Source organism: Nonomuraea sp. NPDC000554, from assembly GCF_040300065.1.
Classification (GTDB): Bacteria; Actinomycetota; Actinomycetes; order Streptosporangiales; family Streptosporangiaceae; genus Nonomuraea.
In genome coordinates this window covers 16,222-34,702 of sequence record NZ_JBEPDC010000051.1, presented here as the reverse complement: position 1 = coordinate 34,702, position 18,481 = coordinate 16,222, and the positions used below count along the sequence as shown (strand labels likewise).

The 18,481-nt window shown below is 68.0% G+C and carries 17 protein-coding genes; 6 read left to right on the top strand and 11 right to left on the bottom strand.

Going from position 1 to position 18,481, the window contains the following annotated elements; genetic code table 11:
• Nucleotides 1-133: 133 nt before the first annotated feature.
• Entirely contained in the window at nucleotides 134-751 is a 618-nt protein-coding gene (locus tag ABT294_RS49625; protein WP_350813532.1) for a GNAT family N-acetyltransferase, read from the bottom strand.
• 175 nt (nucleotides 752-926) lie between these two features.
• Between ABT294_RS49625 and ABT294_RS49620 the strand changes: the two genes are divergently transcribed.
• The 3 genes from ABT294_RS49620 (at nucleotide 927) to ABT294_RS49610 (ending at nucleotide 4,705) form a co-directional block, all read left to right on the top strand.
• Nucleotides 927-2,252 (top strand): aminotransferase-like domain-containing protein, encoded by a 1,326-nt coding sequence (locus tag ABT294_RS49620; RefSeq protein ID WP_502912248.1) that lies wholly within the window; start codon nucleotides 927-929, stop codon nucleotides 2,250-2,252.
• Nucleotides 2,253-2,695: 443 nt separating this feature from the next.
• Nucleotides 2,696-3,649 carry a D-alanine--D-alanine ligase family protein gene (locus tag ABT294_RS49615; protein WP_350813531.1) on the top strand — a complete coding sequence of 318 codons (954 nt, stop codon included), beginning with the start codon at nucleotides 2,696-2,698 and terminating at the stop codon, nucleotides 3,647-3,649.
• A 9-nt stretch (nucleotides 3,650-3,658) separates the two neighbouring features.
• Nucleotides 3,659-4,705 (top strand): threonine aldolase family protein, encoded by a 1,047-nt coding sequence (locus tag ABT294_RS49610; RefSeq protein WP_350813530.1) that lies wholly within the window; start codon nucleotides 3,659-3,661, stop codon nucleotides 4,703-4,705.
• A 1,066-nt stretch (nucleotides 4,706-5,771) separates the two neighbouring features.
• On the opposite strand, the gene ABT294_RS49605 is transcribed toward ABT294_RS49610, so the two are convergent.
• From ABT294_RS49605 to rpmH, 10 genes are all read right to left on the bottom strand, one after another.
• Nucleotides 5,772-6,143, bottom strand: a complete 372-nt coding sequence (locus ABT294_RS49605) for a hypothetical protein (RefSeq protein ID WP_350813529.1) — start codon at nucleotides 6,141-6,143, stop codon at nucleotides 5,772-5,774.
• Between the two features lie 100 nt (nucleotides 6,144-6,243).
• Nucleotides 6,244-6,363, bottom strand: a complete 120-nt coding sequence (locus ABT294_RS49600; protein WP_502912249.1) for an integrase core domain-containing protein — start codon at nucleotides 6,361-6,363, stop codon at nucleotides 6,244-6,246.
• Nucleotides 6,364-7,095: 732 nt separating this feature from the next.
• A complete protein-coding gene (locus tag ABT294_RS49595) occupies nucleotides 7,096-8,055 on the bottom strand; it encodes a ParB/RepB/Spo0J family partition protein (protein ID WP_350813528.1) in 960 nt (319 codons plus the stop codon).
• A 1,016-nt stretch (nucleotides 8,056-9,071) separates the two neighbouring features.
• Nucleotides 9,072-10,004 (bottom strand): ParA family protein, encoded by a 933-nt coding sequence (locus tag ABT294_RS49590; protein WP_502912247.1) that lies wholly within the window; start codon nucleotides 10,002-10,004, stop codon nucleotides 9,072-9,074.
• A gap of 138 nt (nucleotides 10,005-10,142) precedes the next feature.
• Nucleotides 10,143-10,814 (bottom strand): 16S rRNA (guanine(527)-N(7))-methyltransferase RsmG, encoded by a 672-nt coding sequence (gene rsmG / locus ABT294_RS49585; protein ID WP_350813526.1) that lies wholly within the window; start codon nucleotides 10,812-10,814, stop codon nucleotides 10,143-10,145.
• A gap of 652 nt (nucleotides 10,815-11,466) precedes the next feature.
• A complete protein-coding gene (locus tag ABT294_RS49580) occupies nucleotides 11,467-11,958 on the bottom strand; it encodes a Jag family protein (protein ID WP_350813535.1) in 492 nt (163 codons plus the stop codon).
• Between the two features lie 20 nt (nucleotides 11,959-11,978).
• A complete protein-coding gene (gene yidC / locus ABT294_RS49575; RefSeq protein ID WP_350813525.1) occupies nucleotides 11,979-12,929 on the bottom strand; it encodes a membrane protein insertase YidC in 951 nt (316 codons plus the stop codon).
• Between the two features lie 4 nt (nucleotides 12,930-12,933).
• Nucleotides 12,934-13,215, bottom strand: a complete 282-nt coding sequence (yidD, locus tag ABT294_RS49570; RefSeq protein ID WP_350813524.1) for a membrane protein insertion efficiency factor YidD — start codon at nucleotides 13,213-13,215, stop codon at nucleotides 12,934-12,936.
• Nucleotides 13,212-13,574 (bottom strand): ribonuclease P protein component, encoded by a 363-nt coding sequence (rnpA, locus tag ABT294_RS49565; protein ID WP_350813523.1) that lies wholly within the window; start codon nucleotides 13,572-13,574, stop codon nucleotides 13,212-13,214. The genes yidD and rnpA overlap by 4 nt, the downstream gene beginning before the upstream one ends.
• 64 nt (nucleotides 13,575-13,638) lie before the next feature.
• On the bottom strand, nucleotides 13,639-13,776 hold the full coding sequence (gene rpmH / locus ABT294_RS49560) for a 50S ribosomal protein L34 (protein WP_043614899.1): 138 nt from the start codon (nucleotides 13,774-13,776) through the stop codon (nucleotides 13,639-13,641).
• 457 nt (nucleotides 13,777-14,233) lie between these two features.
• Between rpmH and dnaA the strand changes: the two genes are divergently transcribed.
• From dnaA to gnd, 3 genes are all read left to right on the top strand, one after another.
• On the top strand, nucleotides 14,234-15,805 hold the full coding sequence (gene dnaA, locus ABT294_RS49555; RefSeq protein WP_350813522.1) for a chromosomal replication initiator protein DnaA: 1,572 nt from the start codon (nucleotides 14,234-14,236) through the stop codon (nucleotides 15,803-15,805).
• A 522-nt stretch (nucleotides 15,806-16,327) separates the two neighbouring features.
• Nucleotides 16,328-17,467: a DNA polymerase III subunit beta gene (dnaN, locus tag ABT294_RS49550; RefSeq protein WP_350813521.1), complete on the top strand. Its 1,140-nt coding sequence runs from the start codon at nucleotides 16,328-16,330 to the stop codon at nucleotides 17,465-17,467.
• A gap of 25 nt (nucleotides 17,468-17,492) precedes the next feature.
• A complete protein-coding gene (gene gnd, locus ABT294_RS49545; RefSeq protein ID WP_350813534.1) occupies nucleotides 17,493-18,455 on the top strand; it encodes a phosphogluconate dehydrogenase (NAD(+)-dependent, decarboxylating) in 963 nt (320 codons plus the stop codon).
• Nucleotides 18,456-18,481 lie beyond the last annotated feature (26 nt).

Sequence of the window (18,481 nt, the reverse complement as noted above, 5' to 3'; positions counted from 1 at the left end):
AGACGCTCGACTGGGATACCCCAGCCGAGCGTCTCACTATGCTGCTCGCAGCCAGTAATTGATCACTGTGTTGCGACGACCCCTCGAATCCGCGCTTCGCGGGGGGCTCTTCGCATACGGCCCTCAAAGGCGGCTAGACGGGCCGAAGGGCCCTTTCCGGGCTCATGGAGCCGAGCAGCCGTTCCAAGGCCACCTCGACGTCCTCACGCCACGAGATGGCGGTCTTCAGCTCCAGCCGCAGGCGCGGGAAGCGCAGATGCGGCCGGACCGTCTTGAAGCCGACCGAAAGCAGGTATTCGGCCGGGACGACGCAGCTCGGCTCCTCCCACTTCAGGTCACCGAACGCCTCGATGGCCTTCACACCGCGCCGCGTCAGATCCTTGGCCACCCCCTGGATGAGCATCCGGCCCAGGCCGCCGCCCGAGAACTCGGGGATGATGTGCGCGGTCATCAGCAGGACCGCGTCGGCGCTCACCGGCGAGGTGGGGAAGGCCACCGAACGGGGCGAGTAGAGAGGCGGGCTGTAGATGACGAATCCGGCGGGCACCCCGTCGACATAGGCGATCTTTCCGCAGCTGCCCCATTCGAGCAGCGTGCCGGAGAGCCAGGCCTCCTTCTCCAGCCCGGGGTCACCCGACACGACGGCCCGCTCCCCGCTGACAGGGTCGAGCTCCCAGAACACGCACCGCCGGCAGCGGCGAGGCAGATCGTCCAGGTTGTCCAGGGTGATGTTGACCAGCCGACGCGACAACTACGGCCCCAATCGTTGAACCGGAAAAGCGCGCGAAAACCGCGTCCGTTGCTGGCATCGTAGCTCAGTGATGACGCAGCCAGCGGGCACCACGACGGACGTGCCCTCTCACAGGCGACATGTCGGACTGGCGTAATCTGGTATTTCGGCTCAAATGACATCTAGGAGGTGGACCGTGACAGAAGAGCTCGATCACGGTCAAACGCCCGCGACCCAGGGGTCGCGCATCGATGCCTACGTCGACCGGTACGCCGCCCGAGCTACCGGGATGGTTGCCTCCGAGGTCCGAGCTCTCTTCGCCGTCGCGTCAAGACCCGAGGTGGTCTCGCTCGCCGGCGGCATGCCGTACGTCACGGCGCTCCCCCTCGACATGGTCGGCGAGCTGGTCTCCGACCTGGTGACCAGGCGCGGCCCGGTCGCGTTGCAGTATGGCTCCGGCCAGGGCGACCCGCACCTGCGCCAGCAGATCTGCGACGTCATGCAGTTGGAGGGGATCGAGGCCGGGGCGGACGACGTGGTCGTCACGGTGGGCTCGCAGCAGGCTCTCGACCTGGTCAGCCGCATCTTCATCGACCCGGGCGACGTGGTGCTCGCCGAGGGGCCGTCGTACGTCGGCGCCCTGGGCACTTTCTCCGCTTACCAGGCCAAAGTGGTGCATATCGCCATGGACGATCAGGGCATCGTGCCCGAATCGCTGGCGCAGACCATCTATGCCCTGGAGACCGCCGGAGCGCCGATCAAGTTCCTCTACACGATCCCGACCTTCCACAACCCGGCCGGAGTCACGCTGAACCTGCCGCGGCGGCAGCAGGTGCTCGACATCTGCCAGCGGGCCGGAATCCTCATCATCGAGGACAACCCGTACGGGCTGCTCGGGTTCGACGGCGAGCCGATGCGCGCGCTCCGGGCCGACAACCCCGACGGAGTGGTCTATCTCGGGTCGTTCTCCAAGACGCTCGCCCCCGGGTTCCGGGTCGGCTGGGCGCTCGCGCCGCACGCCATCCGCGACAAGCTCGTGCTCGCCATGGAGTCGGCCGTGCTGTCGCACTCGTCGTTCACCCAGCTGGCCGTCGGGCAGTACCTGGCGACGCAGCCGTGGCGCGAGCAGATCAAGTCCTTCAAGGAGCTCTACCGCGAGCGCCGCGACGCCCTCCTCGAAGCCCTGGACGCGCTCATGCCTCCGGAGGTCACCTGGACCAAGCCCGCGGGCGGCTTCTTCGTCTGGGCCACGCTGCCCGAGGGGCTCGACTCGAAGGCGATCCTGCCGCGCGCCGTGGCTGAACGGGTCGCGTTCGTACCGGGCACCGGCTTCTTCTCCGACGGCAGCGGCTCACGTCAGATGCGGCTGTCGTTCTGCTACCCCGAGCCCGACCGCATCCGCGAGGGTGTGCGACGGCTCGCCGGGGTGATCGAGCAGGAGATGCAGCTGCGCGACACGTTCGGCACCGCTTCGGCCCGCGGCCACAACGGCGTCGACACCCCGGGCCCGGACCTGGCCTGACCTCCGCCCACCGGCCGGCCTCCTCGGGAAGCCGGCCGGTTCCGGCATCGGCACGAACCAGTCATCCCGCGCCCTAGCCACGAGCCAGGCGTCCAACGCCCCAGCATCGCGCCAGGCGTCCGCGCCTCGGCACGCGCCAGGTATCCCGTGCTCCCGTACCGGTCCGGGGGCGGGCCGCCGTCCACTCCCTCCCGACACCTTTACGGGACGGCCGCCAAGGGGCCTCGTGCCCTGAGTACGGCGGCGCGTCCGCCTCGGGATCGCGCCACGCGCGTACACCTCCCGCTCCCGGCACCGGTACGGTGGGACGACCCGTCGCGGGGGCTCGCTCCCCGCGCGGACACCCCCGTCCCCGGCACCGATACGGTGGGACGACCGCGGGGCGGCCACCCCGCCCCAGCGCCGGTACGGTGGTGCGGCGTGCCATCAGCGGAGGAGTTGTGATGAGCGATCTGGGCCACGTGCTCGTGCTGGCCGGTGGCCTCTCGTACGAGCGGGAGGTGTCCCTGCGCTCGGGCCGCCGGGTGAGCGAGGTGCTGCGCGCGGCCGGCGTCGACGTCGAGGCGCGCGACACCGACGCCTCGCTCGTCCCCTCGATCCTCGCCGACCCGCCCGAGGCGGTCTTCGTGACGCTCCACGGCGGCGCGGGCGAGGACGGCGCGATCCGTTCCGTGCTGGAACTGCTCAACGTCCCGTACGTCGGCGCCGACCCTGACGCCTGCCGGGTCGCGTTCGACAAGCCCACCGCGAAAGCGGTCGTGCGTGGCGTCGGGCTGCGCACTCCCGAGTCGGTCACGCTGCCCAAGGAGACCTTCCACGACCTGGGCGCCACCGTCGTCCTCGGACGCATCGTGGAGCACCTCGGCCTCCCCCTCTTCGTCAAGCCCTCCCGCGGCGGCTCCGCGCTGGGCGCGTCCATCGTGCGCACCGCCGAAGAGCTGCCCGCCGCCATGGTCGGCTGCTTCGCCTACGGCGACACCGCGCTCATCGAACGCTACGTCGAAGGCGTCGAGGTCTCCGTCTCCGTGGTGGACCTCGGCGACGGCCCGACGGCGCTCCCGGCCGTCGAGATCGTCCCCGACGAAGGCGTCTACGACTACGCCGCGCGCTACACCGCCGGGCACACCGAGTTCTTCGCTCCCGCCCGCCTCTCCCCCCAGGCCGCGGCCGCCTGCGCGGAGATGGCGGTCACCGCGCACACCGCGCTCGGGCTACGCGACATCTCCCGCACCGACCTCATCGTCGACGCGTCCGACCAGCCGCACTTCCTGGAAGTGAACGTGGCGCCCGGCATGACCGAGACCTCGCTCCTCCCGATGGCGGTCGAGGCCGCCGGGCGCGACCTCGGCGACCTCTGCCGCGTCCTCCTCCAGAACGCCGCCACCCGGGGTAAGTAGCCTGGCGGGGTGCTGATCGATCCCACCTATCCCAAGAGCTTCGCCAGCGACAACCACGCGGGCGTCCACCCGGCCGTCATGGAGGCCATGGCGGCGGCCAACCACGGAGACGCCCCCGCCTACGGCGACGACCGCTGGACGTCCGCCTTCTCGAGCCAGATCAAGGACGTGTTCGGCCCCGCGGCGGAGGGCTTCGCGGTGCTGAACGGGGCAGGCGCCAACATGGTCGGGCTGGCCCTCACGCTCGGCCGCTACGACGCCGTCATCTGCCCCGACACCGCGCACATCGCCACCCACGAGACGGGCGCCGCAGAACGGCTGCTGGGAGTCAAACTCCTCACCGTCCCGACACAGGACGGCAAGCTCCGCCCCGAGGACGTCACCAGCCGTCTGCACGTCCTCGGCCAGCACCACGAGCCGCAGCCCACCGTCGTCTCCATCTCCCAGGTCACGGAGCTCGGCACCTGCTACACCCCCGCTGAGATCGCCGCGCTGGCCGAGGTCGCGCACGCGTCCGGCCTGCGCCTGCACGTCGACGGCGCCAGGCTCGCCAACGCCGCCGCACACCTCGACTGCTCCCTCGCCGCCATCACCACGGACGCCGGAGTCGACGTGTTCAGCTTCGGCGGCACCAAGAACGGCGCGCTCGCGGCGGAGGCAGTCGTGGTCCTCGACCCGTCCCTGTCGACCGCCGTTCCCTTCCTGCGGCGCCAGTCGCTCCAACTCGCCTCGAAGATGCGCTTCATCTCCGCGCAACTCTCCGCCCTCCTCACGGACGACCTCTGGCTCCGGAACGCCCGACACGCCAACGCCATGGCCCAACGCCTGGCGACCGGCTTGGCCGACCTCCCGGACGTGCGCCTCGCGTACCCGGTGGAGTCCAACGCCGTCTTCGCCACCCTCCCGCCGGAGGCCACGCGCACGCTCCTGTCGCGCTACCTCTTCCACCCCTGGGACGAGTCCACCGGCACGGTCCGCTGGATGACCGCCTTCGACACCACCGAGACCCACATCGACGACTTCCTGGCGGACATCCGCGCTGCGACAACCCCCTGACAACCCTCTGCGTGGAGTGTCCGGCAAACAGCGGAAGCGCCGTCGGACGCGGCAAGGTCGGTCGGCCCTCTACGAGCGAACCGGTCTTCCTGTCTGACTAGTCGCGTCCATCCGCGGACACTCCCCGATGGTTGTATGCCAGAGGTCGAGCACCCCGAAGGTTGGAGGCGAAGTGCGAGTCGCCAGCGGGTGGACCTCACCACGGAAGGCGCGTTGAGACGTCGAGCGCGGCATCGTGCGCCATCGCTGCGCGACGGTAGCCGCATGGGTGCGAGCCCAGCGACATCGAGCTCGTCGAGGCCCCGTGACTGCGAGACCCAGTGACCGTGAGTCCACGGGGGAACCGTGGCGGGGGAAGGAACCCCGCCACGGGAAGGAGCCCTGTCTGAGGCAGAGGCAAGCCCGGCGCAGACGCTCTTGCGGTGGCGGGCCCGCCGAAGGCGACCCTGGCGGTGGCGAGCCCGAGCGCTGCCGCGTGATGGTCGACACCACAGGAGTAGCCGGCGAAGCGGCGCGCTGTTTCACGTGAAACAGCAGCGGCAGGCTTTCCAGCGTTTCAGCTGACGCCGAGTAGAGAGTGCAGAACTGGCCGAGCAGAGCGTGCAGCACCGACACACCGAGGAGGGCCCGGAGTCTCGCCGTATCACGAGAGCCGGCGTCTCACTGGTTCACGGTCTCGCTGTTTCACGTGACACCAAGTCGAACTCCCAGCCTCTGCGCGAAGGCGCGACCGGGGAAGCTCCAACTAGGCGCGGCGGTAGGCGGAGTCCACCGCACCCCGTCCCACTCCACCCACACGACTGCCGCACGCGACCGCGTAAAGCCCTCCCCTATCCGAGAGCATCATCGCGTTTGGCGCTGGCCCCAACCCGCGCACACCGCCACGCTTCCCGTCGGCACCACACCCACCCGACGGCCGCCGCCACGCCTCCAACTCCAGCCGCCCCCCGTCCACACCAAAGTGGAGGGACCCCGAGAAGTGATCCAGACGCGGTGAGAGCCGGCGGCCCGGTGGTGCTTCGCCCCGAAGGCGGCCGGGGTGTGCTTCGGGTGGGTGCCGCGCTGGTTAGCTGGAACTGGTCGGTCCGGGAATGTCGATCCAGCGGGCGGCTGCGTCGAAGGTATCCGTTGGGTTGCTGTTGAACGCGATCGCCGCGCTGGGAGCGTGTCGTCGTACCAGGTTGATGATCTGCTCGAACAACTCAAGCTGATCTTCGGGTTTCCGTACGCCGCCGCCGATGACGACGCATTCCCAGGGCCGCGCGCTCAGGGTATGGCTGACGATCGTTTCCACGTCGTCGCTGCCGTCGAGGCCGAAAAGGCAGGTCTCGACGCCGATGCCGTGCTCGGTGAATCGAGCCATGCCGATCGCGATTGCGTCGGCTACCGGCTTCGGGTCCCAGGGCCCGGGAATCCGATACGGGTCAAGGCCGATCACGAGGACGCGGGGTACCGGCGCTGTTGTATCCACACCTGGGACCTTACGCCACAGGGGTTGCCGCGCGTGGCTATGTGGGCTGCGGTCGACAACGGACGACTCATCGGTGTGTGCACGACGCGACGTAGGCCGCTGGTGCCTGGCAGCCGAGGGAGCTGCGTCGTCGGCGGTGGTTGTAGTAGTCCTTCCAGCCGCTCGTCACGACCCGGGCGTGGGCCAGGCCAAAAGCACCAACCCCCCACGGTCACCATCCATCCGTCCAACCGCCACCCGACCGCACTCCACCCCACCGCACTCGACCCGACCGCACCTCACCCGGCCGCCACACGCCAACTGCCCCACGGACCGACGCTTACGATCATTACCGTCGCGCGCCGACGTCACCCAGCGATTCGGGACGCGTAGCGGCTCCCGAGAGACGGAGATTGGGTGTTGCGGTGAGTCCGGGCGACCAACGCTGACGGCCATGAGGTTGGCGTTCCTGATGCCCTCAAAATCCACGCCAAGCCACGCCCCGCTACTTGACCGCCGCTCTGCCCCTCAGCCGCGTCGCCACGCCAGCGACCCGCTCGCCCCCGCGCAGCGCCCGCCCCATAGGCCACTCGCCCCCGCTCGGCGCTGACCCGCCGCTACCCCACAGGCCGCTCACCCTCGCGCAGCGCTCCCCTACATGCGGCTGCCTCATAGGCCGCTCACCCTGCAGAGCACTCGTCCCACACGCCACTAGCTCGCCGCAACCGCCCCGCACGGCGCTCGCCCCCGCACAGCGCTCGATCTGCACGCCCTGGACTCTTTGAGTGACCGCACCTTCGACTCCGGAATGCCCACGGAGCCGGTTTCGGTGGGCTCATGCAGGAGGAGTGCCACCGTCCCTACAGCTCTCCATGCGCCGTTGTTTCACGTGAAACGCGCCCCGAGCGAGGGTGCCACGATGGCTTCACGTGAAACAGCGTCAGTCCTCTGCGTCCCGCATGGCGCGGACTGCCTCCGGAGCCATGGTGCCGATAATCCGCTCAAGGTCGTCGATCGTCGCGAACTCGACGACGATCCTCCCCTTTCGATGGCCCAGGTCGACCTTCACCTTGGTCTCGAAGTGGTCGGAGAGCCGGTCGGCGAGGTGGGTGAGGCCAGGGGCGGTCGGCTTGTTCCGCTGCCGCTCACGCGGAGCCTTCGGCGCGGCCTTGACGCTACCCAGACTCACGATCTCTTCCACCGCCCGCACCGACAGCAACTCGGCCACGATCCGCTTGGCCAACTGGATCTGCTCGTCCGGGTCGCTGAGGCTCAGCAAGGCGCGCGCATGCCCGGCACTGATCGTGCCGGCGGCCACCTTCGTCTGAACCTCTGGCGGCAGATTCAGCAGACGCAGGGTGTTCGTGATGTGCGACCGGGAGCGCCCGACCTTCTGCGCAAGCTGTTCGTGAGTGGCCTGGAAGTCGTCGAGCAACTGCTGGTACGCCGCGGCCTCTTCCAACGCGTTGAGCTGTTCCCGCTGAAGGTTCTCGATCAACGCGTCGCGGAGCAGCTCGTCGTCCTGCGTGTTGCGGACGATCGCGGGGACCTGTTCCAGCCCGGCCAACTGGCTGGCCCGCCACCGCCGCTCCCCCATGATCAACTCGTACTGCCCGCCACCAACCGGCCGCACCACGATCGGCTGCAGCAGCCCGACCTCTCGGATGGACGCAGCCAGTTCGTGCAACCGATCCTCGTCGAAGACGTCACGCGGCTGCCGAGGGTTGGGCACGATCGCGGTGAGGGTGACCTCCTTGAAGTACGCCCCAGCGATCGGCTTGGGCCCGGTCTCCCCCGTTGACCCGCTGCCGTTGGCCACCGCCCCCGCGCCGTCAACGATGGGACCGGTCGGGATGAGCGCCCCGAGCCCCTTGCCCAATCCCCGCCGCTGCTGACTCACTGCGTCTCCTCACCACCCGGCCGATTCCGGTCACTCCAGGAGAGGTTACCGTCGTGAACGCGACCGGGTACCCTCTCGCCACACGCGACCCCACCGGATTTCCACCAAACTCCCCCAGAGCCCATCACCCACCCAGCAACGGAAGACAATCTCCCCTGCCGCCCAGGCTCACGACAGTCGCCGTTGCACGTGCCGCGTCCCAGGCGCTCCGTGCGGTGCCCACCGCCGACCACATCGATTCCCCGCGCGACCAGCCGGCAGATCACGGACGCCACACGCCAGACACTCGACTCTCAACGCCACGTGGACGGTCCGCCCCTCGACGCCACGCGCATGACACCCGACTCTCAACTCAGCATGGACACCCTCAATGCCACACGACAGGCACCCGACACCACGCGGCGAAGACCCCGGGCCACCCCGCGTCCAACCTCCGTGCCACGGCGTCGACATGCGAAGGCAGGAAGCCGTGCAACGAGCGGACCTCAGCGGCGGGCCGCGCCGTGCAAGCAGCTCCGCGGTGATCCACCTGCGCTCCGCTGGGCGGGGATGAACTCACCCCGGGCAGCAGGAGCGTGGAGTGCGGCCGCCCGGCGCTGGTAAGCGCGTCCGACAGCCGCAAGGTGTGCAGGGGATAGACGCGTCAGCAGCGCATGCGGACACTGTCCACGGTGGCCGACGCGCCAGGTAGGGCGGCGAGCAGGCGCAGCCGACAGCAGCACCGGGTGTGGCATGCCCAGCTCCCGACGCTCGGTGCCGACTGCGGCAGACGACGAGCTCAGGTGACGCGCCCGAGCGATGCCGAGCCGACGCAACCGCCGTCCCCACCCGGGAGGCCTGTGCTGGCCTCCTGACGGGTATGCCGAGCCGACGCCGCTGTCCTCTTTGGGATGCCTGTGTCAGCCCACTGATGGGAGCGGCGGAGCCAACGCGTCCGCCGTACGCCTGTGCCAGCCCCCACCTAGACCAGCCGTCCCAGGCGCGAGACGGTCCTGTGGAGGACGTGGTGAGGTCGGTCAGACGATGGCGCGGTGAGCGATCTCGCGGGCAGCGTCCATGTAGGCCATCGCGCCACTGGAACCCGGGTCGTACGTCATGACGGACTGGCCGTAGCTGGGCGCTTCCGACAGGCGGACGCTCCGGGGGATGACGGTCTTGAGGACCGTCTCACCGAAGTGCGCGCGGACCTCGTCCGCGACCTGGGAGGCGAGGCGGGTGCGGCCGTCGTACATGGTGAGGACGATCGTCGAGAGGCGCAGCGTCGGGTTCAGATGCGCCTTGATCAGGTCCACGTTGCGGAGGAGCTGGCCCAGCCCTTCCAGGGCGTAGTACTCGCACTGGATAGGGATCATCACCTCGTCGGCGGCGACCAGGGCGTTGACCGTCAGCAGCCCCAGCGAGGGCGGGCAGTCGATGATGATGTAGTCGAAGTCGATCGCGTCGTACGCCGCCAGGGCCCGGCGAAGGCGGGCCTCTCTGGCCACCAGGGAGACGAGCTCGATCTCGGCTCCCGCCAGGTCGATCGTGGCGGGGGCGCAGTAAAGGCCGGGCATGTCGGGCACCTGCTTGACGATCTCAGCCAGGGGGAGGTCGTCCACGAGGACTTGATAGACATCCGGGACATCGCCCCGGTGCTCGGTCGCCAGCGCGGTGGAAGCGTTGCCCTGGGGGTCGAGGTCGACGACAAGAACCCGCTGGCCGTTCATGGAGAGCGCTGCCGCGATGTTGACGGACGTCGTCGTCTTGCCGACACCCCCCTTCTGGTTCGCCACAGCGATCACTCTGCCCTTGGACGGACGAGGCCAGGCCCCGCTACCCGGCCGGGAGGATTCGTCCGACTGGGCCGCCGTCTGGGTGGCAGATGTTTCACGTGAAACCACTGAGCTGAGCGCCTCTCGTACCAACGGGGAGTCACCGGGGTTCAGGGGGGTCTGGGTCACGATGGCCATCCTTTCAACCAGCGGCATGGTGGTGCCGGGAATTTGCTGTCGCGACACGCCCATTTCGGGCCAGCCAACCCCAGCAGGACTCTCGGACGAAGGACTGTCCGGCCAGCCAAGCCCGCTTGGCCCCATCGGCACAGCCTGTCACCTCCTTCGTCGCCGCCTACCTCGCTCCGGCGCGCGGCCCGCTACCACCCGAACCAAAGTTGCAGGCGGCTCGACCTTACCGCGCCCGACGGTCACAAGCTCAGCCGTCGTCACTCCGCTCGCGCGCAGCTGCGGCTCCGCTTCGGCGAGCTCCTCGGCGGCGCGCTCCCCCTTCATGGCGATCAGCTCGCCCCCCTCACGCAGGAGCGGCATGGCCCACTTCAGCAACCGGTCGAGCGGCGCGACGGCGCGGGCGCTGGCCACGTCAAACTCGCGCTTTCCCGCCAGTTCCTCCGCTCGCCCGCGCAGCACCTCAACGTTGTCGAGCTTGAGCGCCGCAACGCACTCCTCCAGGAACACGGTACGGCGAAGCAGCGGCTCCAGCAGCGTAACCGTGATGTCGTCCCGGACGATCGCCAGCACCAGGCCGGGCAGCCCGGCCCCGGAGCCGATGTCGACCAGGCGCGCGTTCTCAGGGACGGCCTCCGCGACGACGGCGCAGTTGAGCAGGTGACGGTCCCAGATCCGCGGCACCTCGCGCGGGCCAAGCAGCCCACGAACCACCCCTGGGCCTGCCAGGAGCTCGGCGAATGCCTTCGCCCGATCCCAGGCTTCGCCGGTGAAGACGTCTCGCGCAATGTCCGGCGGAGCGGGTAGCTCGTCGCTCACGGGTTGGTGGCCCTTTCTAGGGTTCTGTTACGGGCTGGTGGGTTTCGCCCGGTGAGGGCGTGGTCTCGGGGGTCGGGTCAGGTTCACTGTCAAACCCAAGGCTAAGTGTGCGATCACTGTGAAAAGACTAACGGGCCGCCCCAAGTGGGAACTGACGAGCACGCCATATCGGGCATGCGTTCCGCTACGAAGTTGTCCGGTCGAAACATCCTCATTCCCCGGAGCGGCCTCGCTATCGCGTCGATGCCCCTGGACCCCCAACGACATTACGGGGACGCGACAGCCGCAGCCGGGTGACCTCAGGCCTTGCGGAGAGACGGCCTCCCGCCTTGGAGGAATCGAGCTCTGAGTCCCAGCGGCCATCTCTCTCCGGCAGTGCGAGTCGGACGCTCGAATCGTCCAGGAAATCGGGGGTCACGGTGGTGCGGGTACGCGCCCGAGGGGACCACTGGAAAGTGGGTAACCCATGCGTGCCGCACAAAAGGACCTCAAGGGCGCGAAGCGCCGCCCCCCAGAAGCGGACGGCGAGCGGGTTCGAGGGCAGGCCGACAGGGGCTCGCTGCTGTGGTCGCGGAGAGATGTGAAACGGCCGCCGATCCGCCTCGGGTGAGGCGAGATCGGCGGCCGATCGGTCGCGTGGGAAGCGATCAGGTCAGGCGGGGAGGATCACCACGTAGCGGTTGGGCTCCTCGCCTTCCGACTCGCTGCGGAGGCCTGCCGCCGCTACGGCGTCATGGACGATCTTGCGCTCGAACGGGGTCATGGGCTGGAGCGACTTGGGCTCGCCCCGCTCCTTGACCTGGTTGGAGATCTCGGTGCCGAGCTTGGTCAGCTCCGCGCGCCGGCGTTCGCGGTAGCCGGCGACGTCCAGCATCAGCCGCGACCGCTCCCCCGTCTGCCTGTGGACGGCGAGGCGCGTGAGCTCCTGCAGCGCCTCCAGGACCTCGCCCCCGGGGCCTACCAGCTCGTTGCCCTTGACCCCGACAACGGAGACCAGCGCACGGTCGCCCTCGACGTCCATGTCGATGTCGCCGTCGATGTCGGCGATGTCGAGAAGGCCCTCGACGTAGTCGGCAGCGATCTCGCCTTCCTGCTCGAGCGCGTTGAGGTCAGGAGTCTTCTCCTGCTCGGCCTCGTCGGTCATGGCCGGCCTCTCCTTCGTGTTCACGACTTCTTGCTGCCCGTGCGCTTGCTGCGTGACTGGCGACTGGGCTGCTGCCTGATGATCTTAGGCTCCGGAGGCGGCGGGGGCGCCTGCTCTTCGGGAGCGGACTTGCGGAGCTTGGCGATCAGGCCGGGCTTGGGCTCGACCGGGATCACGTTGCCCTTGGCGTCGTACTGCGGCATCGGGTGCCGGCTGTAGAACCAGTGCTGCTGCCCCAGCGTCCACAGGTTGGTGGTGACCCAGTAGAGGATCAACCCCAGGGGGAAGTTCAGGCTGAAGAAGGCGAACAGCGGAGAGATGTACATCAGGATCTTCTGCTGCTGCGCCATGGGGTTGTCCGGCATCTGGGCCATGGAGCGGCCGACGCTCTGCCGGACGGTGAGGAACGTGGTGAGCGAGCTGATCGCCACGAAGATCCCCAGCACGATCTTCGTCTGCAGCACGCTCGCGTCGAAGCTGGTGATCTGCGCCTCGGACATCCAGAAGCTGGCCGGGAGCGGCGCACCGAAGATGTGCGCGGACCTGGCGCTGTCGACGAGTGCCTGGCTCATGCCGTACTTGGCGTGGCCGTCGGCCATCGCGCGCAGCACGGTGAACATCGAGATGAAGATCGGGAACTGGGCGACGACAGGAAGGCAGCCTCCGAGCGGGTTGGCGCCCGCCCCTTGGTACAGCGCCATGACTTCCTGGTTCATGCGCTGCTTGTCGTTCTTGTACCGCTTGCGAATCTCCGCCACCTTGGGCGCGAGCTCCTGCATCTTCCGCGAGGACCTCATCTGCTTGAGGAACAGCGGGAAGATCAGGAGACGCATGCAAACGGTCAGCGTGATGATGGTGAGAGCCCAGGTCAGCCCGCTGTCCGGGTTGAGGACCGCGCTGTATCCGGTATGGATCCAGATGATGACGTGGGCTACGGCTTCGTAGAGCCAGCTCAGCCAGGACAGCTCCACTGAGCTATCTCCCTTGCGTTTCGTGGGACCGAACCGGGCGTGGGGGCACCGGGTCTATACCTCCGGGATGGAATGGGTGGCACCGCCCGATTCGCCGGACAGTCAGCCATGTGCCGCGCAAAGCTCCATGTACGGCCAGCGCCTCCAGCCCGTACGCACTACACGAAGGGTGGAAACGGCAGCGTGGACCGAGCATCGGGCCGATGAAGGCCCGATAGAACCGGATCGGGACGATCAGCACCCGAGCGGCGAGGCTCGGGAGCGCCCCTTGCGGCTGCTCCGTCATCTATGTCCATCCATCGAGGACTCGCGCCGCCTGAGCAGTCGATCCAACGCTTGGTCAAGCTCGGCGGCAAGATACTCGTATCGCGCTGACGCGGCCGGTGGATTGGCGCGTACCACAAGCAGGCTACCTCGCGGGAGCCGGTCGAGACGGTCTCGCATCAGGTGTCGGAGCCGTCGCTTGACCTTGTTGCGGACGACCGCGCCCCCGACTGCCCGGCTCACTACGAAGCCGACCATGGGCGCCGCATCCCCGGAAATGTTGAGATGCACCACCAGAGTGGGGCGACCCGCGCGTTTGCCGCGCTTGATCGCCAACGCGAATTCCTCCCCGCGCCGCATGCGGGATCCTCGGGAAAGCACCGCTATACGCCTATCGCCCGCCGGCGTGACTCACCGACGGGCAGGACTATCTGGCGCGGGACGATCAGGCCGACAGCTTCTCGCGGCCCTTACGGCGACGAGCGGCAAGGATGGCGCGACCGGCCCGGGTGCGCATCCGCAGCCGGAAGCCGTGGGTCTTCGCGCGGCGACGGTTGTTCGGCTGGAAAGTACGCTTGCTCACGGGTGGGCTCCAGGCTTGAAGGTGCGCCGCTAGGGCGCTTACACACATGGCTGGCCTACCACTGTAGCGAGGGCACGCGAAATAGCCGTCGCGTGGCAAGCCGACCGTCGTACGTTACGGGCCAAGCATGGCCCAGGTCAAACCGGCGGCGAACATGAGCCGGTTATCCACTAATCCACATGCGGGTTTTCCACCGCTGTGGTCACGTCCACAGTATGTGCATCGTGGTGCCACTAGGCTGTGGACAACGCCTTGAACACAGCTGTGCACAGGGATACTGTCGGCCCTTCCAGAGCCGCCGCAGGGCTGTGCACAACCTGTGGATCTCCTGTGGACTCCCTGGGTATCCAACGCGGAATCCACGTTGTGGACGGACGGGCCGACCGCCGCCAGGACGGCGGGGCCATGTGGATAAACCATCGCGGGGGGCCGCGAGAGGAAGGAGGGGAGCCGCACCATGAACGGTGTCGAACTCGGCACGGTGTGGGAGAGGGCTCTGGGCAACTTTCTCAACGAGAACGTGCCCATCCAGCAACGCACCTGGCTCTCCATGGTCCGCCCGATCGCGCTGGCCAACGACACCATCGTGCTGGGTGTCCCCAACGACTTCCTCAAGGACCTGATCGAGGGCAAGCTCAAGTCCCTCGTCGCCCACGCGCTCTCCCAGGAGCTGGGACGGGCCACGCGGCTGGCCGTGATGATCGACACGACGGCGCCCGAGCAGCCGATGCCGGACCTTCATCAACAGCCTGTGGCTCAAAGTTATCCCCAGAGCCAGGAGCCGCAGCCACGTTTTGCACAGCCCCCGCAATCGCAGGTCTACCAGGCATCCGAGCCTCCGCAGTTCTATTCTCCACAGCCCGAGCCGCCCCAGGTATCCACTGAATATCCACAGCCGACGTTCACTTTTGAACAGGGCCAGCCGCCTGTGGAGAAAGCGCCGGACCCGGCGCCGAACAGGTGGGAGGCGAAGAGCAGCAAGCCCAGCGAAACGGCCAGGCTCAACCAAAAGTACACATTTGAGACATTCGTCATCGGTGCCAGCAACCGTTTCGCGCACGCCGCCGCCGTGGCCGTCGCCGAATCCCCTGCGAAGGCGTACAACCCCCTCTTCATTTACGGCGACTCCGGTCTGGGGAAGACCCACCTGCTGCACGCGATCGGGCATTACGCGCAGAGCCTGTACGACGGCGCCCGGGTGAGGTACGTGAGCTCGGAGGAGTTCACCAACGACTTCATCAACAGCATCCGCGACCACAAGGCCGACGGATTCCGCGGCCGCTACCGCGCGATCGACATCCTGCTCGTCGACGACATCCAGTTCCTGGAGGGCAAGGAGCAGACGCAGGAGGAGTTCTTCCACACCTTCAACACGCTCCACAACGCCAACAAGCAGATCGTGATCTCCAGCGACCGCGCGCCCAAGCAGCTCATCACGCTGGAGGACCGGCTGCGCAACCGGTTCGAGTGGGGGCTGATCACCGACGTCCAGCCGCCCGAGCTGGAGACCCGCATCGCGATCCTCAGGAAGAAGGCGATCCAGGAGGGCCTGGCCGCGCCGCCCGAGGTGCTCGAGTACATCGCCAGCCGGATCTCCACCAACATCCGCGAGCTGGAGGGCGCGCTGATCCGGGTCACCGCGTTCGCCAGCCTGAACAGGCAGGGTGTGGACCTCCAGCTGGCCGAGGTGGTGCTGAAGGACCTGATCACCTCGGAGTCCGGGCCCGAGATCACGATCGCCACGATCATGGCGAAGACGGCCGAGTACTTCGGCATCAGCATCGACGACCTGTGCGGCAGCTCGCGCAGCAGGGCTCTGGTCAACGCCCGGCAGATCGCGATGTATCTGGCACGGGAGCTGACCGAGCTGTCACTGCCGAAGATCGGGCAGCAGTTCGGCGGTCGCGACCACACGACGGTCATGCACGCAGAGCGCAAGATCCGGTCGCTCATCGCGGAGCGTCGGTCGATGTACAACCAGGTCAACGAGCTGACAATGCGTATCAAGCAGACATCTCGTGGATCTTGAGCGTCATGCACACCCTGTGGATAACACTGTGGATCAGGGGAAACGTCCAAAGGCGGCGGCCTTACGCCCCCTCTTCGCCCGAAATTTCCTGCACAGAGGTTGGGGATAACTCTGGGGACATCCTGAGGAGAACCTGGGGACTACTCGTGGATAGCCTGGGGACGCCCTGTGCATACTCTTCCGGGCCCGCGCCGAGAGGCCGTTTACCCGGTGGACAACCGGTGGAAACCCAGTGGATAACTCGTGGATGAACGCACCAAGATCTGGGGACGGCCTGTGTGCAACGATCCTTCATCCCCAGGCGGCGGAGTTACCCCCAGGCGTCACCCACATGGGCAGTGGATGAAAACAGGGCCAGTGACCAGCACCAACGCCGGTTGTCCACAGTATCCACACCCCCTAGTGTGATGACCTCTTATCTCTCCTACAAAGAAACTCAAGACCCATAGAGGGGTTCTCCCGGATCCGAGGTGCGGGAGAGGCAACACTTGAAGCAACGACGAAACCAGGAGGCTGATCACCGTGATGTTCCGAATCGAGCGAGACGTCCTCGCTGAGGCGGTGGCATGGACGGCACGCAGCCTCCCAGCGCGCCCGTCCGTGCCCGTCCTCGCCGGAATGCGGCTGGAGGTCACCGAGGAGCAGCAGCTCAAGCTCTCCGGCTTCGACTACGAGGTCTCCGCCGAGGTGACACTGGAACTGCACACCGGTGAGGCCGGCGTCGTCCTGGTCTCGGGCAAGCTGCTCGCCGAGATCACCCGCGCCCTTCCCGCACAGCCTGTGGACTTCGTCGTGGAGGGCGCCAAGGCGGTCGTCACGTGCGGCAGCGCGCGGTTCACCCTGCTGACCATGCCTGTGGAGGACTACCCGTCGCTCCCGGCCATGCCCCCGGCCGCCGGCCGCGTCGGCGCCGACGTCTTCGCCTCCGCCGTCGGCCAGGTGGCCGTCGCCGCGGGCCGCGACGACACGCTCCCCATGCTCACCGGCGTCCGCATGGAGATCGAGGGCGACACCGTGACCCTCGCCGCGACCGACCGCTACCGCCTGGCCGTCCGAGAGCTGAAGTGGCAGCCGGGTCAGCCCGACTTCTCGTCCGTCGCGATGATCCCCGGCAAGACGCTCGCCGACGCCGCCAAGGCGCTCGGCGCGACCGGCGCCGAGGTGGAGGTCGCGCTCAGCGCCGCCGGCGGCACCGGCGAGGGCATGATCGGCTTCTCCAGCGCCGGCAGGCGCACCACCACCCGCCTGCTCGACCCCGAGTTCCCCAAGTACCGCTCGCTGCTGCCCACCGAGTTCTCCGCCCGCGCGGATCTGTCCACAGGCCCGTTCGTGGAGGCGGTCAAGCGCGTGGCCCTGGTCGCCGAGCGCAACACGCCGGTGCGGCTGGCGTTCCGGAGCGGCGAGGTCGTCCTGGAGGCGGGCAGCGGCGACGAGGCGCAGGCCGTCGAGGTGCTGCCTGTGGATTACGAGGGCGAGGAGATGAACATCGCCTTCAACCACCAGTTCCTGCTGGAAGGGCTGGGGGCGATCGACTCCGACGTCGCGCGCCTGCAGATGACCACGTCCACGAAGCCCGCCATCCTCACCGGCGGCAAGCCTGTGGACGGCGAGGGCGCTCCCGACTACCGTTACCTGATCATGCCGATCCGCTTGTCGGGCTGATCCGGCCATCAGGGATGATGGAAGCCTGTACAAGGGGGTAACCAACATGCAGATCGGCATGGTCGGGCTGGGCAAGATGGGCGGCAACATGGCCGAGCGGCTGCGCCGCGGCGGTCATGAGGTGATCGGGTACGACCGCGACCCGGAGGTGAGCGACGTCGGCAGCCTCAGGGAGCTGGTCGACAGGCTGCAGGCGCCTCGGGTGGTCTGGGTCATGGTTCCCGCCGGCAAGCCCACCCAGCAGACGGTCGACCAGCTCGGCGAGATGCTGTCCGAGGGCGACGTGGTGGTCGACGGCGGCAACTCCCACTATGTGGACGACCAGAAGCATGCCGCGGAGTTGGCCGCGAAGGGCATCGGCTTCGTCGACTGCGGTGTGAGCGGCGGTGTGTGGGGCCTGGAGAACGGCTACGCGCTGATGTGCGGCGGCGACGACGCCTACGTCCGGCACCTGATGCCGATCTTCGAGACCCTCAAGCCCGCGGGCGAGGACGGCTTCGTCCACGCGGGCGAGGTCGGCGCCGGGCACTTCGCGAAGATGGTCCACAACGGCATCGAGTACGGCATGATGCAGGCCTTCGCGGAGGGCTGGGAGCTGCTCGAGGCGTCCGACATCGTCACCGACGTCAAGGGCTCCTTCAGGAGCTGGCGCACGGGCACCGTGATCCGCTCCTGGCTGCTCGACCTGATGGTGCGGGCGCTCGACGACGACGAGCACCTCGACAAGCTGCGCGGTTACGCACAGGACTCCGGCGAGGGCAGGTGGACGGTGCAGGCCGCGGTCGACCACGCGGTGCCGCTGCCGGTGATCACGGCCGCGCTCTATGCCAGGTTCGCCTCGCGCCAGGACGACTCGCCGTCCATGAAGGTGGTCGCGGCGCTGCGCAACCAGTTCGGCGGGCACGCGGTCTCCGCGACCGAGGGCTCCACCGAGAAGGGGGCCGACGCGCCGGGCGCCGACGTGGTCCCGCCGAACGAGGTCGCGTGACGGTTTTCCACAGGCTGTGAGCCGGT